This is a genomic window from Nocardia sp. NPDC060249 (assembly GCF_042728755.1).
In the GTDB taxonomy this organism is placed as follows: Bacteria; Actinomycetota; Actinomycetes; order Mycobacteriales; family Mycobacteriaceae; genus Nocardia.
This window is the reverse complement of the sequence record NZ_JBHXAQ010000014.1, coordinates 78,659-92,712: the sequence shown is the minus strand read 5'-3', so window position 1 is coordinate 92,712 and position 14,054 is coordinate 78,659. Positions and strand designations below refer to the sequence as shown.

Below are 14,054 nucleotides of genomic sequence, written 5' to 3'. Positions count from 1 at the left end.
CGCGCGCCCGATCTACAGTGGCGCAACGGTGTCGTCGAAGGAGAAGCAGAGCAGATGAGCGTGCGCAGCTGGGCCCAGGTGCTCGGAACCCTCGCCGACGGTGGCGACCTGGCCGCGGACGACACCACCTGGGTGATCGACGAGATCTTCACCGACAACGCCACCGCCGCCCAGATCGCGGCCTTCGGCGTGGCCATGAAGATCAAGGGCCCCACGCCCACCGAACTGGCGGGCATGGTGGCCGGGATGCTGGGGCACGCGCGGCTGGTCCACGTCGACGGCGACGCGGTCGATGTCGTCGGTACCGGCGGCGACCGTTCGGGGTCGGTGAACATCTCGACCATGTCCTCGGTGGTCGTGGCCGCGGCCGGGGTACCGGTGGTCAAGCACGGGAACCGGGCGGCATCGTCGAAGGCCGGTGGCGCCGACGTGCTCGAAGCGCTGGGCGTGAAGCTCGCGCTCGGGCCCGAGTCGGTGGCGCGGTCGGTGCGCGAGGCGGGGATCGGGTTCTGTTTCGCGCCGCTGTTCCACTCCGGGCTGCGTTTCGCCGGGGCGGCGCGCAAGGAGATCGGCATTCCGACCGTGTTCAACGTGCTGGGGCCGCTGACCAATCCGGCGCAGCCGCGCGCCGGGCTGATCGGGTGCGCGTTCGCCGATCTCGCGCCTGTGATCGCGGGAGTGTTCGCGGCGCGTGACGCGAGTGCGCTGGTGGTGCGTGGGCGCGACGGGCTCGACGAGATCACCACCTCGGATCTGACCGACGTGTGGGTGGTCAGTGGCGGGCGGATCCGGCAGACGGTGATCGATCCGACGCGGCTCGGCATCGGCCGCGTGGATCTGGACGAACTGCGCGGCGGGGACGCCGTGGTCAACGCCCAGGTCGCGCGCGATGTCTTCGCGGGAACGGCCGGGCCGGTGCGTGACGCGGTGCTGTTGAACTCGGCCGCGGCGATCGTGGCCTACGACCTCTCCCGGGGGGTCGGCGATGTCGATTCCGACCTGGACGCGGCACTGGCCGGTGGGCTCGAGCGCGCCGCCGCCGCGGTGGACAGCGGGGCGGCGGCGAAACTGCTGCAGAGCTGGGCCGAACTCACCCAGGCGCTCGACGAGAGCTGACCCCGAAGGGTCACTCCCCCAGCGAGAATCCGGCTTCCACGTCGGCGCTGGAATAGGACTTGAAGGCGATGTGGGTGGTGGTGCGGATGACGCCCTCCACCTTGTCGATGCCCGCGGTGACCACTTCGGCGATGCGCGCGTGGTCGCGCACGCGCACGATCGCGATCAGGTCCACGTCGCCGGCGCAGGAGTACACCTCGGCGACTCCTTCGGTGTCGGCGAGGGCCTGCGCGGTCTCGGGGATGCGAGAGTTCTGCGCCTGGATCATCACGATCGCGGTAATCATGGGATCACTCTAGAACTTCGGGCCGCTCGGTGGCCGCTTTGAACCGTCGCATCAGATCATAGTTCTTCACCCCGGGTGCCGATTCCACCGAACTGGAGACGTCGACGCCATAGGGCCGATGCCGGTCGATGACGTCGGCGACGTTGTCCGGGTCGAGGCCGCCCGCCAGCACCACCCGGCCGGGTTGCGCGCGGACCCAGTCGGGGAATTCCTCGAACACACCGGAGCCCGCGCTGGCGTCGTAGAAGAAGTATTCGCTGGTCTGACCCGGTTCCGGCGGGTCAGAGGAGCAGAAGGCCAGGTTCGGCAGGTCGGTCCACCGGTAGAGCTGCACGACGTCGAACGCGTCCGCCACCTCGGCGACCTCGCTCGCCTCGAGGGCGACGGCGAAGGTGGTGATGCGGCCGCGGGCGTAGCCGGCGAGCGCGCGTGCTTGTTCGGGGGTGCGGTACCGCTTGCTCTTCGTCGTCACCATGACGCCGATCGCGGAGTACCCGAGCTCGATCGCCCAGTCGATCTGTTCCTCGGTGGTCAGACCGCACACCTTCACGAACATCCGCCGCTACTCCTCGTCCTCGGGCCCCGCCACGGTGCACGGAGTCGACGTCCATGATCCAGGACGGACTTCCCGGCCGTTCGGCCGCCGCCGTCGTCAGCGTTCGGCCAGATACTCGTCCTGTTCGCTCCGGGTGGTCGCGGCCGTGCGCGCGAGCTGCGCCCACCCCACCCAGCGCGCCGCACCGTGCAGCGGTTCGTGGTACCCGTCGCTGGTCCGCACGATCCGTGCGCCGGGTTCGGCGAGCCGGCGAGCGATGACGCCGACTTCCTCCGGTGGGGCTCCGCGCAGCGGTGGGATGCGGTCGTCGAGGTCGACGATCACGCCCTCGAGGACGAAGGCCGCTTCCGGCGAATTCACTCGAGCGGACTCGCCCGCCGTACGCTGCGTCCCGCTACCCGGCGACGCGGTACCCAGGTCGGGGATCACTGTTTCCGCGGCGGCGACGATCTGATCGACAACGGCCATCGGCGGGGTGCCGCGGGCAGCGGTGCCCGCGGCGGCGAGACGGCCGTAGCGGACGACGGAGAATTCCCAGCCGCCCGCGCCGTCGGGCAGGGCGATGATCAGTTCGGCGAGGCGAGCCAGGGCGGCCAGGCGCTGGGTGCGGTGCAGCGTGGTGACGACGGTGACGGTGCGGTCCCGGAGGCGGGCCGCGGCTTCGAAATGCTGAGCAGCCGAATAGGTTTCGATGCGGTCGAGCATCGCGCGGAGCAGAGTGTCGGCACGGCCGGTGAACAGGTCACGGACCGCCTCGGCGGCCGACGCGTAGCTCGCCGCGTCGAGGTCACCGTCGTGGCGCGCGGCGGGACAGCCGCCGACCACCGCGGGCGGACAGGTGTGTTTCGCCGTGCGGGTGAGGCGGGTGGCGCAGGTTCGCAGTCCGGCGAATTCGGCGATCGTCGACGCCACGTCGACGGCGTCGGCCCGAGAAGTGAACGGCCCCACCGCGGTGCGGGTCGGGGTGCGCACCGCGGTCAGTCGGGGGAAGGCCTCATCGCTGAGGGTGAGCCACCACCCACGCCGGGGGAACTTCGAGCGACGGTTGTACGGCGGCGCGTGCGCGGCGAGCAATCGCAGCTCGCGCACCCCGGCTTCGAGGCCGTGCGCGCACACCACATGGTCGACCCGAACAGCCAGTGCCACCATCTCTTTCATCCGGCCTCGGGTCTCCGAGCCGGTGAAGTAATTGCGTACGCGACGGCGCAGATTCACCGACGTCCCTATATAGAGGACTTCATCGGACGGTCCGCGGAACAGATAGACGCCGGGCGCGGCGGGCAGATCGGTCGCGAAAGTGCGCTTGGCGCGCTGGGTTCCGGTGACACCGGGCAGATAGTCGAGCAGCTCGGTCAGGCTGTGCACACCCTGATTGCCGACCCGCCCGATCAGCGCGTGCAGCACGTCGACGGTGGCGCGGGCGTCGTCGAGCGCGCGGTGCGTCGGTGTCGTCGACGCACCGAGGATCTGTGCCAGCACCCCGAGCCGCGCCGACGGGGCCTCGTCGCGCGTGAGCACCCGCCGCGCCAGCTTCACAGTGCACAGCACCTGCGGATTGGGCCACGCGATGTCCTGACGGGCCGCGGCCGCTTTGAGGAACGCGGTGTCGAAGCGCGCGTTGTGCGCCACCAGCACTGCCCCGGCGGCGAACTCGAAGAACCCCGGCAGCACCCCCTCGATCCGCGGCGCCTCGTACACCATCGCCGTGGTGATCCCGGTGATCTGCACGATGGCGGGCGGAATCGCGTACCCCGGATTCACCAGTGTCGCGAACTCCCCCAGCACCTCGCCCCCACGCACCTTCACCGCCCCGATCTCGGTGATCGCGTCCCGATCAGCGCTGGTCCCGGTCGTTTCGAGGTCCACGACGACGAAAGTGGTGGCATACAGCGGGGTGTCGAGCTCATCGAAGGCCAGCTGCCGTGCGGCGGCCGGGAGCGGAGCGGGATCGGGCACGGCCAGCAGCGTAGGACGGGGGTCCGACAAGCTCGCCGCGTCGAACTCGTCTCTGCGCGCTCAGCGCCGCTTCCTCCGCCTGAGGTAGGTCGCGAGGTCGTCATAGCTGCCGTCGCCGTTGGCGAATTCGACCACATTGCGCGCGGATTCGAACCAGGCGCCGGTGCTCGGCCGGATCTGGGCCAGCGCCGCCCGCACGTCCGCCATGCCGATCGGGCGCACCTGTCCCGAGCGCATCGAGTCGGCCAGGGCCAGCTGGGTGGCCGAGGTGCAGACGTGGGCGAGGTCGGCGCCGGAGAAGCCGTCGGTGTCGGCCGCGAGGGTGTTGAGGTCGATGCCTGCCACGGGACGGTCGCGCAGGTGGTAGTGCAGGATCGAGGTGCGGGCGGCGAGGTCGGGCAGGCCGACGAAGATCATCCGGTCGAAGCGGCCCGGCCTGCGCAGTGCGACGTCGACATCCCACGGATGGTTGGTCGCGCCGAGCACGAACACCCCCTCGTTGCTGTGGGTGGCCGAATCCATGTCGGTGAGCAGCTGGTTCACGACCGTGCGCATGGTCGTCGACGCGTGCATCCGGCTGCGTTTGTGGCCGAGCGCGTCGACCTCGTCGAGGAACAGCACACAGGGAGCGTTGCGCCGGGCCATCTCGAAGATGCTGTGCACATTGCGTTCGCTGGCGCCGGTGTAGATGTCGAGGATGTCGGTGATCTCGATCGGGTAGAAGCCGGCACCGAGTTCGCCCGCCACCGCCGAGGCGAGGAAGGTCTTGCCGCAGCCGGGCGGGCCGTAGAGGAGCAGGCCGCCACGCGCCGAGGTGCCGAACGCCTTGGCCAGCTCGGGATTGCGCAGCGGGCCGAGCAGGGTCAGTTCCAGTTGCCGCTTCACCTCGACCATCCCGCCGACGTCGGCCAGGCGCAGAGCCGGGCGTTCGACGGTGGCGGCGTCGTCGTCGGTGACGAACTCGGTGGGGACGCCGCGCACGAACGCCGGTTCGATGATGTCGCCGACCTCGTCCTCGGCGGCGGCCCAGTCGAAGTCCGGCTGCGCCGTGGCGGCCGAGCTGGGCGCAGGGGCGGCTGTCTCCGGGACCGAGGCGGCGGCGGGAGAACCGGACAACGCCGTCGTGCACCGCATCATCAACCCCAGGACCTGGGCATTCCCCGGTTCGTGGCCGAGCGCGGTGCCACAGTGGGCCAGCGCGTCGGCATAACGCTCCCGCTCGATCAGCAGCTCGATGACGCACACGCGCAGCGCGAGCACCTCCGGACTGCGATCGAGCATGGTCAGCATGTCGGTCAACACCTGGTCGTCGGCCACCCGCGCCCCCTTCGAACTGCGAACATTCGGCCGTACCCTAACCGCCACAACAACTTTCCCGCCAAGCGGTGAAGGGCCGGATACCACCCGGCGCCCCGTCCCGCGACCCGGCGCGACGCGGGGCCGTGATCTTCGGAGCCGGTAATTCAGCGCGAGACTTTCGTTCTGGTGCGAACAAAATGCCCAAGATCAAACTGAATTGTGACCGGGCTCACATACTTATCGAATTCACATGAATTCATCAGATTTCAACGGGTAATCAGCCTTACCGATCTGCGCGCGCCGCAGCTTACGGCGCGCCGCCCGCGAGGCGAACCGCTCGCCAGGGAGGCAAGGACCGCTCCAGATACGCGCGACCTGCGGATTCACCGACTCGAGGCGCGGAAATCGCCGCGCGGACACTATTGGCGACGCGCCGGTAGCACTCGGAAATCTCGGTCGGCGCGACCTGGCGTTATCGTTTCGTGATCGGGTGTGATCCAGCTCGCACACATTCTTCGGTGATATCACCGGAAACCCCCTTTGGACCGATGTCCGACTTTACAAACCCCCGTGATGTCTTCGTAACCTTTTTGAGACCTCACGGAGTCCCGCTGACCGGAAACGGCCGACGAGACGAAGCCCGCCGCGTCACACGGACACGGCGTCGTGGGGCAGATTGGAAGTTCCGCATCATGGCGAACAACACCGTCAAGCGTCAGGCGCAGCGTGCCGTTGCCGTCGGAGCCGTCGGCGCTGCCACCATCGGCGCGTTCCTCCTGCCGGCCGCCCCGGCATCGGCCACCCCGGTGACCGTGCCCGGCATCGGCACTTTCGAGGTTCCGAACGAGATTCCGCTGCCCCAGGGCGTCCCCGGTATCGAGATCCCGGCCGCACCGCAGATTTTCACCGCACCGCGCGCCACCGCCGCCGACATCGCCCTCGATGCCGCGCTGAGCAAGATCGGCTCGCCCTACGTCTACGGCGCCGCGGGCCCGAACGCCTTCGACTGCTCGGGTCTGGTCCAGTGGGCCTACGCCCAGGCCGGCATGGACATTCCGCGCACCAGCGACGCCCAGCTGGGTGCGGGCACCCCGGTCTCCATCGATGCCCTGCAGCCCGGCGACATGGTGTCGTTCTACGGCGGCGGCCACTCCGGCCTGTACGCCGGTGACGGCAACGTCGTGCACGCCTCCACCGCGGGCACCCCCGTGCAGATCGCGTCGCTGTCGTCGATGCCGTTCGCGGGCGCTCGACGCTTCTGATCGACTTGCCGCGTGATGCGCATTTCGCGGGGAAGTGCGCATCGTCACGGCACCGAACGTCCGGGTACGTGCGCCGTCCACTGGGTTGGACGGCGCACGTACCTTTACTGGACACGACTGCATACAGTTCCGTAACCTGATCGAGACCTTCTCGGCTGACGAGGAGATCGCGCTCAGGTAGTGCGCTGTATCGGCGGACAACGAGAGAACGGGGCACGGGCCACTGTGACTGCACACCACCGGAATTCGCACGCCACGCGTGGTTTCGCCGGAACCCTGTCCGCCGCGATCCTGGTGTGCGCGATCTACACCGCCGGTCCCTCCGGCGCCGACCCCGTGGCCCTGCCGACCACCGCGACCGACGCGATCTCCCGGATGGTCGAGCTCTCGCGCCTGTCCGAGCAGCTCAACCAGCTGGCCCTCACCGCCCAAGACGATCTCGACGCCAAGCTCGCGCTGCAACGCGAAGCCGACGACAAGGTCGCCGCCACCTCCGCGGTCGTCGAGGCCGCCCGCGCCGAGGTGCGCAAGTTCCAGCCGATGATCGACCGCACCGCCGTGGCCGCCTATACCGGCGTGCGCACCAACAGCATGTTCGCCGTGCTGTCGAGCGGTTCACCCCAGCAGTTGCTGGACAAGGTGTCGACGCTGGATGTGCTCGCCCAGCAGACCGCCGACACGGTCCGCCAGTTCAAGCAGGCCGCCGATGCCGCCACCGCGGCCGACACCGTCGCCCGCACCGCCGCCGAGGCCGCGCACGCCGCGACCACCGCCGCCGACGCCGTGCGCGCCGATGTCGAACGCAAACGCCAGGATCTCGCCACCTCGACCACCTCGGTGGTCGAGGCGTGGAGCCAGCTCTCGGCTCGCGACAAGTCCACGCTGGCCGGCTCACCGTTCCCCCCTGGCTTCGACCGTGATTCGCTGCTCGCGGGCCTGGTCCCCGGCAGCGGCACCAGCGCGCTGGCCGCCGCCCTCACCCGCGTCGGCGATCCGTACGTCTGGGGCGCCACCGGACCCGATCAGTTCGACTGCTCCGGTCTCGTGCAGTGGGCGTTCAAGCAGGTCGGCAAGAACGTGCCGCGCACCAGTTCCCAGCAGGCGGGCTACGGCACGCCGGTGTCCAAGGACGAACTGCTGCCCGGCGACGTGATCCTGTTCTATCCCGACATCACCCACGTCGGCATCTACGCGGGCAACGGAATGATGGTGCACGCCTCCACATTCGGTGTGCCGGTCGCTGTCGCGCCGATCAACACCACCCCGTACCACTCGGCTCGGCGATACTGAGCAGGACCGGTGACCGATCCGTCCCCCCGCTCGGGCCTGCGTTCGTGGTTCTCGTCGAACGGCCGCCTGGAATTCTGCATCACGCTCGCCTCGGTCACGCTGCTGACCGGGGCGTGCGTGGCACTGATCCTGGTGCCGCGCAACGCGGGTTCGTTGCAGCTGGCCACCGACGAGGCCGAAGTCCTCGACACCTCCGAGGGCATCGACAATCCGCGCTTGAGTCCGGTGCGCCGCGAGCTGCAACCCTATGGCCCGATCCTGGTGCGTGAAGTCGCCGACGGCGCCGCGGCCGAGGCGCTGCTGGTGGCCCACCCCAGCCATCGCGCCGACCTCGATGTCCTCGAACAACAACTGGGCCGAGCCGTGTCGGAGGTGAGCGCGGTGTGGGGCACCGCGTGGAATCGCGCGCCCGTGGTGGTCGTGGCGAGCACTCCGGCCGAATTCACGGCGCTGACCAGGTCCGCGGGCGCCACCGGCGCCGACGTGGCCGCCGTGTCGCTCACCGGGTCCTACACCCCCGGCACCCAGCCCACCGACCAGCGCATCGTGTTCAACCCCGACGCCCGCAGGCGAGTCGGCAACGAGGGCATGGCCACGCTGCTGCGCCACGAACTCACCCACCTCGCCACCCGAGCCGACACCACCGACGGCGCGCCGTTGTGGATGCTGGAAGGCTTCGCGGAGTATGTCGCTCAGCGCGATCAGCAGACGACGTTCTCCCAGATCGCGCCCACGCTGACCACCCGGTTGCGCGGCGGCGCCCTGCCCACCGAACTCGTCGCCGATGCCGATTTCACCGGTGTCGACGCGGCCTACGCCTACGAAAGCGCGTGGAGCACCTGCGCGTTCCTCGCCGACCGCTACGGCACCACCGCCCTCACCACGTTGTACAAGCGCCTGGCCACCGGCCCGCAGTCCCCGGCGGCGCAGGATGCGGCGTTCACCGCCGTGCTCGGGGCCTCGCGCGCCGAGTTGCTGGAGGGGTGGCGGGCCTGGTTGCGCGGCCGCGCCGCATGACGGGCGCAGGCGCAGGTACCCCTGACCACGTCCGCCCACCTGTCAGCCGACCGATTAGGTTGTTCTCTTATGGCCCGAACTCTGCTGGTTACCAACGATTTCCCGCCTCGGCCGGGCGGAATCCAGTCCTATCTGCAGGCGTTGTCGAATCAGCTACCGCCCGAGGACCTGGTGGTGTACGCCCCGCGCTGGCGCGGTGACAGCCACGAGAAGTTCGACGCCGCGCAGAAGTTCGGGGTGGTGCGTCATCCGACGACGCTGATGCTGCCGACCCCCGCGGTCATCAGGCGGGCGAGCGCGCTGCTGCGCGAACACGACTGCGACACCGTGTGGTTCGGCGCGGCCGCTCCCCTGGCGGCGATGGCGCCGATGCTGCGGCGCGCGGGCGCGGAGCGCATCCTGGCCAGTACCCACGGTCACGAGGTCGGCTGGTCGATGCTGCCCGGTTCGCGGCAGGTCCTGCGGTCGATCGGCGAGCACACCGATGTGGTGACCTACGTCAGCAAGTACACCCGCGGCCGTTTCGCCTCGGCCTTCGGTCCGCGCGCGGCACTCGAGCATCTGCCGCCGGGCGTCGACCCCACCGAATTCCGGCCGGACCCGGCCGCGCGGGCAGAGCTGCGCGCCCGCTACGGCCTCGGCGAGCGCCCGACGGTGCTGTGCCTGTCGCGGCTGGTCCCGCGCAAGGGTCAGGACATGCTGATCGTGGCGATGAACGAGATCCGTGAGCGCGTCGACGGCGCGGTGCTGGTGATCGCCGGCGGTGGACCGTACGAGACGCGCCTGCGCGCGCTGGCCGAGGCACTCGGCGTCCAGGACAGTGTGGTGTTCACCGGGCGAGTGCCCTCGGGCGAGCTGGCCGCCCATCACACGATCGCCGATGTGTTCGCGATGCCGTGCCGCACCCGCGGGGCGGGCCTGGACGTGGAGGGTCTCGGGATCGTCTTCCTCGAGGCGTCGGCGACCGGGGTGCCGGTGGTGGCGGGTGATTCCGGTGGCGCCCCCGAGACGGTGCGCGAGGGCGAGACCGGCATCGTGGTGCACGGCCGGTCGGTCTCGCAGATCAGCGATGCCATCGTCGAGCTGCTCACCGACCGGGACAAGGCGGCCGAGATGGGCGCCGCGGGCCGGGCCTGGGTGGAGCGGAACTGGCATTGGGACCGCCAGGGCGCCCGCTTGCGGGAACTGCTGCGGTGACACCGTGGCCGGGCCCGGTGTGGCGTCCACTACGCTCAGCCGGGTGAGCAGTATCCAGGTCGCAGATCAGACCTTCCTCGCCGCACCCGGTGCCGCGATCGCCGAGGTGCTCGGCGCCGCGAACAACTGGCGCCGCTGGTGGCCCGACCTGCGCCTCGACGTGCGCGAGGATCGTGGCGACAAAGGTATCCGCTGGACAGTGGAGGGCGCGCTGACCGGCACCATGGAGGTATGGCTGGAGGCCGTCCCCGAGGGCGCGATCCTGCACTACTTCCTGCACGCCGAGCCCACCGCGACCGAATCGAAGTCGGCGCGCGCACTGGCCGCGGCCAACCGAGCCCGCCGGGTCGCAGGCCGCAACATGGCCTTCGAACTCAAGGCACGCCTCGAGGCAGGCCGCCCCGCGGGTGTCGCGCCCGCCGCCTTCGTCTCGACCTGATGCACGTTCTCGGCGCGCCTGCGCCGATGGACTGACCGAAGGGCGCGACGAAGGAGTGCCCGTAGGCAGGGTGGAGTTCAGCGCCGAGAACCGCGGCCCCGGCCGCCATAGATACAGAAAGAGGGCGTGGCTGCCATGGCCGACCGGACTCAGAGATCGATTCTCATCGACGCACCGTCCCAGCAGGTGATGGCCGTTATCGCGGATCTGGAGTCCTATCCCGAGTGGGTGGCCGCCGCGAAGTCGGTCGAGGTCATCGAGCGTGACGCGCAGGGACGCGCCGCCACCGCCCGGTTCGTGCTCGACGCGGGCGTCGTGAAGGACACCTATGTGCTGTCCTACACCTGGCGTGCCGACGGCAGGGCCGTGAGCTGGCGCCTGCTCAACGGTGACCTGCAGAAGGCCCAGGACGGCAGCTACGAACTGCACGACCGGCCCGGCGGCGGCACCGAGGTGGTCTACGAACTCACCGTCGACCTGAACATCCCGATGATCGGCATGTTCAAACGCAAAGCCGAGAAAGTCATCACCGACACCGCGCTCAACGAGCTCAAGAAGCGGGTCGAAGGCTGAGCGGCCCGGGCGGTACCCGCGTCGAACTGTTCGTCGGCAAGGGTGGTGTCGGGAAGACGACGCTGGCCTGCGCGACGAGCATGACCTATGCCCGCTCGGGTCAGCGTGTGCTGATCGCCTCGCTGGATCAGGCCCATTCCCTCGGCGACGCGCTCGGTTTCCGTTTCCCGCACGATCCGGGCACCGTCGCCGGGGTGGCCAGGGTGGCGCCCGGTATCGAGGTGATCGAGATCGACTCGCTCGCTCTGCTCGAGGACCGTTTCCGCGATGTGGTGGCGATGCTGGCCACCGGCGGCGGCCACGAGCACGGCTTCGATCTGGCCGCGCTGGACCCGGCCGAGCTGACCGGGCTGCCCGGTGTGCAGGAACTGCTGATGCTGGTCGAGATCGCCCAGTACGCCGAGGAGAACGACTGGGACGTCATCGTCGTCGATTGCCCGCCCTCGGCCGACATGCTGCGCATCGTCACCGCCCCCGACACGATGCTCAACTACCTGGAACGCCTCTGGCCCAAGCATGCCCGCACGATGAGCGCGATCGGACTGGATCTGCGCAAGGCGGTGCTCGCGGCCGCGGTGGAACGGGTCGTGGTCGCGGTGACCCAGGTCCGCGATCTCCTCGCCGACCGCACCCGCACCAGCGCCCGCCTGATCACCGGCCCCGAACAGGTCGCCGTCGCGGAGGCGCGGCGGGTGCGTTCGGCGGCCGCGCTGCTCGGCCTGCGGATGGACGCGGTGGTGGTGAACAAGGTGCTGGCTCCGGTGCCACCGCCCGGCGACAACGCCCACCCGGCCGTGCACTGGTATCTGAACCGCCGCGCCGAGCAACTCGAAGTGGTGGCCCGGCTGCACGAGCAACTCACCGATGTCCCGATCCTGATCGCCCAGCACGCCGGCGCCGAACCGGTGGGGGTGAATTCACTGGCGGCGTTCTCGCATCCGGTCGACACGCTGCCCGCCCCACACGCTCAGAGCGCCGAATCGGGCGAACCGATGGTTCGATGGGAGTCCGGCTCCGGTGTCGACTCCGTGTACGCGATGCGGATGCGGCTGCCGATAGTCGATCCCGGCACCTTGCGGCTGGGCCGAGTGGAGGACGATCTGATCGTGGGAGCCGACGGAGTACGCACACGCGTACGGCTCGCGCCGGTGCTGCGACGCTGCACGGTAGCGGGCGCCGAACTCGACACCGGTCACCTCGTGGTCCGCTTCCGGCCCGATCCGCGGGTGTGGCCCGCCGATCCGAACTACACGAAGGCCACCGCAGATGAGCACTGACTCCCAGTCCGAGCGCCACGGCCACGACGGCTTCGCCGAGTTCACCGAGGAGCTGCGCCTACTCTCCGAAGTTCTCCTCGCCCGGGTCGAACCCGTGCTGCGCCGCACCGCCGCCGACGGTCGAGCCGACCTGGGCGGCTGCGCCTGGTGCCCGGTCTGCGCGGCCGCGGCCCTGCTGCGCGGCGACCACCACGACGTCGTCGCGGCCCTCGCCGAACACGGCACCTCCATGGTGACGGTCCTGCGCGAAGCCCTCGCGGGCATCCCCGTCGAACCGGTCCTGCCGCCGGAATGGGCCGAGCACGCTGCGGGACACCCGAATCCGGCCGACGACCACCCCGCCGCGCCCGAGCCCGCGGGTCAGCCCCCACGCCCGAACGGTGTCACGGGTCTGCAGGATCCGGGTTCCAGCCCGCGCTGGGCCGGCCCGCGCCCGGACCAGTCCGGCGTCCCTCGCCCGCGCCGGGTCGACGAATACAACGCGCCCCGGACCACGCGCACACCGCACATCACCCCCGAACCGGACCACGCCGACGGGAACGGGTCGGGCGCGGACGCTTTCGCCACCACCGCGCCGCCGACGGCCGACAATCCGAACCGGCGCCGCCGTCGCACCGCCGAGGATTGCTCGGCCGCCGCGCCGCGTTCGCGATATGTCGACATTCCGGTGACGATCCGGGGATGACCAGCGGGATCGACCCTCAGCACCTGCTCACCGTCGGCATCGATGTGGGCGGCACGAACATTCGCGCCTCGGTGGTCGACGCCGACGGCGAGGTCCTCGACACCGTGCAGGCGCCGACCCCGCATTCGGCGCGCGCGCTCGAGGACGCGATCGACCGCTCGGTGCGCGAGCTGGCCCGGCGGCACCCGATCGCGGCGGTCGGCCTGGCCGTCGCCGGTTTCATCTCGAGCGATCAATCGACGGTCCTGTTCGCCCCGCACCTGCCGTGGCAGAACGCCCCGGTCGCCCAACGGCTCACCGCGCGCCTCGGCCTGCCGGTGATCCTCGAACACGACGCGAACGCCGCGGGCTGGGCCGAGTACCGCTTCGGCGCGGCGGCGGGCGGGCAGACGGTGGTGCTCGTCGCGATCGGCACCGGTATCGGGGCCGCGCTGCTCATCGACGGCCGGCTCTATCGCGGCAGCCACGGCATCGCCCCCGAACTCGGCCACCTGCAGGTCGTCCCCGAGGGCCGCGCCTGTCCCTGCGGCAAACACGGCTGCTGGGAGCGCTACTGCAGCGGAACGGCGCTGGCCGACACCGCCATCGAAATGCTCGCCACCGACCCCGTGCGTTCGGTGCTGGCCCGCGACGTGCTGCGCGACCCCGGCTCGCTCACCGGCCGCCGGGTCGCGGGCGCCGCACAGGACGGCGATCCACTCGCGGTCCGGGTGATGGCCGACTTCGCCCGGTGGCTCGGGCTCGGCCTCGCCTTCGTCAGCGATCTGTTCGATCCCGACCTGGTGGTGATCGCGGGCGGGGTGAGCAGTTCGGCGCCGTTGTTCCTCGACGAGGCTCGCGAACACTACGCGAGCGCGGTCACCGGAGCCGGGCATCGGCCGCTGGCGCGCCTGCGCACCACCCAGCTCGGGGAGGCCGCCGGCATGATCGGGGCAGCGGGCTTGGCGAGGGCCGCGCTCGACACACCGGTCGTCGGCCACATCGCGAGATGAGCGTCACATCCATGCGCAGCGGCTACCGTCCTGGGTTGGTTGTGACCTGCGACCAGCGGTAAAGTCGTTCTCCGACGAGGCTGCACACCACGATCCCGGTCCCGAAGAA

Annotated in this window: 14 protein-coding genes; 10 read left to right on the top strand and 4 right to left on the bottom strand. The window is 70.1% G+C overall.

What is annotated here, in order from left to right; all coding sequences use genetic code 11:
* Positions 1-54 precede the first annotated feature (54 nt).
* Positions 55-1,116: an anthranilate phosphoribosyltransferase gene (gene trpD, locus ACFWFP_RS30765; RefSeq protein ID WP_379300873.1), complete on the top strand. Its 1,062-nt coding sequence runs from the start codon at positions 55-57 to the stop codon at positions 1,114-1,116.
* A 10-nt stretch (positions 1,117-1,126) separates the two neighbouring features.
* Here trpD and ACFWFP_RS30760 read toward each other — a convergent pair whose 3' ends face one another.
* The 4 genes from ACFWFP_RS30760 to ACFWFP_RS30745 all read right to left on the bottom strand — a co-directional run bounded on the left by ACFWFP_RS30760 (position 1,127) and on the right by ACFWFP_RS30745 (position 5,231).
* The gene (locus ACFWFP_RS30760) at positions 1,127-1,402 is read right to left on the bottom strand and encodes an Lrp/AsnC family transcriptional regulator (protein WP_379300871.1); all 276 of its coding nucleotides are present in this window, start codon (positions 1,400-1,402) and stop codon (positions 1,127-1,129) included.
* Positions 1,403-1,406: 4 nt separating this feature from the next.
* Positions 1,407-1,958, bottom strand: coding sequence for a phosphoribosylanthranilate isomerase (locus tag ACFWFP_RS30755; RefSeq protein WP_379300869.1), 552 nt, complete (start codon positions 1,956-1,958; stop codon positions 1,407-1,409).
* 96 nt (positions 1,959-2,054) lie between these two features.
* Positions 2,055-3,914 carry a DEDD exonuclease domain-containing protein gene (locus ACFWFP_RS30750; protein ID WP_379300867.1) on the bottom strand — a complete coding sequence of 620 codons (1,860 nt, stop codon included), beginning with the start codon at positions 3,912-3,914 and terminating at the stop codon, positions 2,055-2,057.
* Between the two features lie 60 nt (positions 3,915-3,974).
* On the bottom strand, positions 3,975-5,231 hold the full coding sequence (locus ACFWFP_RS30745) for an ATP-binding protein (protein ID WP_379300865.1): 1,257 nt from the start codon (positions 5,229-5,231) through the stop codon (positions 3,975-3,977).
* 674 nt (positions 5,232-5,905) lie between these two features.
* Here ACFWFP_RS30745 and ACFWFP_RS30740 point away from each other — a divergent pair.
* The 9 genes from ACFWFP_RS30740 to ACFWFP_RS30700 all read left to right on the top strand — a co-directional run bounded on the left by ACFWFP_RS30740 (position 5,906) and on the right by ACFWFP_RS30700 (position 13,945).
* On the top strand, positions 5,906-6,475 hold the full coding sequence (locus tag ACFWFP_RS30740) for a C40 family peptidase (protein ID WP_379300863.1): 570 nt from the start codon (positions 5,906-5,908) through the stop codon (positions 6,473-6,475).
* Positions 6,476-6,700: 225 nt separating this feature from the next.
* A complete protein-coding gene (locus ACFWFP_RS30735; protein WP_379300861.1) occupies positions 6,701-7,765 on the top strand; it encodes an NlpC/P60 family protein in 1,065 nt (354 codons plus the stop codon).
* A gap of 9 nt (positions 7,766-7,774) precedes the next feature.
* A complete protein-coding gene (locus ACFWFP_RS30730) occupies positions 7,775-8,782 on the top strand; it encodes a peptidase MA family metallohydrolase (protein ID WP_379300859.1) in 1,008 nt (335 codons plus the stop codon).
* A gap of 69 nt (positions 8,783-8,851) precedes the next feature.
* Positions 8,852-9,979 carry a glycosyltransferase family 4 protein gene (locus ACFWFP_RS30725; protein WP_379300857.1) on the top strand — a complete coding sequence of 376 codons (1,128 nt, stop codon included), beginning with the start codon at positions 8,852-8,854 and terminating at the stop codon, positions 9,977-9,979.
* 43 nt (positions 9,980-10,022) lie between these two features.
* Entirely contained in the window at positions 10,023-10,418 is a 396-nt protein-coding gene (locus ACFWFP_RS30720) for a polyketide cyclase / dehydrase and lipid transport (RefSeq protein ID WP_379300855.1), read from the top strand.
* Between the two features lie 135 nt (positions 10,419-10,553).
* A complete protein-coding gene (locus ACFWFP_RS30715; RefSeq protein WP_379300853.1) occupies positions 10,554-10,991 on the top strand; it encodes an SRPBCC family protein in 438 nt (145 codons plus the stop codon).
* Entirely contained in the window at positions 10,988-12,268 is a 1,281-nt protein-coding gene (locus ACFWFP_RS30710; RefSeq protein WP_379300934.1) for an ArsA family ATPase, read from the top strand. The genes ACFWFP_RS30715 and ACFWFP_RS30710 overlap by 4 nt, the downstream gene beginning before the upstream one ends.
* Positions 12,258-12,953: a hypothetical protein gene (locus ACFWFP_RS30705; RefSeq protein WP_379300851.1), complete on the top strand. Its 696-nt coding sequence runs from the start codon at positions 12,258-12,260 to the stop codon at positions 12,951-12,953. Before ACFWFP_RS30710 ends, ACFWFP_RS30705 begins: the two co-directional genes overlap by 11 nt.
* Positions 12,950-13,945: an ROK family protein gene (locus ACFWFP_RS30700; RefSeq protein ID WP_379300849.1), complete on the top strand. Its 996-nt coding sequence runs from the start codon at positions 12,950-12,952 to the stop codon at positions 13,943-13,945. The genes ACFWFP_RS30705 and ACFWFP_RS30700 overlap by 4 nt, the downstream gene beginning before the upstream one ends.
* The last annotated feature ends 109 nt before the right edge of the window (positions 13,946-14,054 follow it).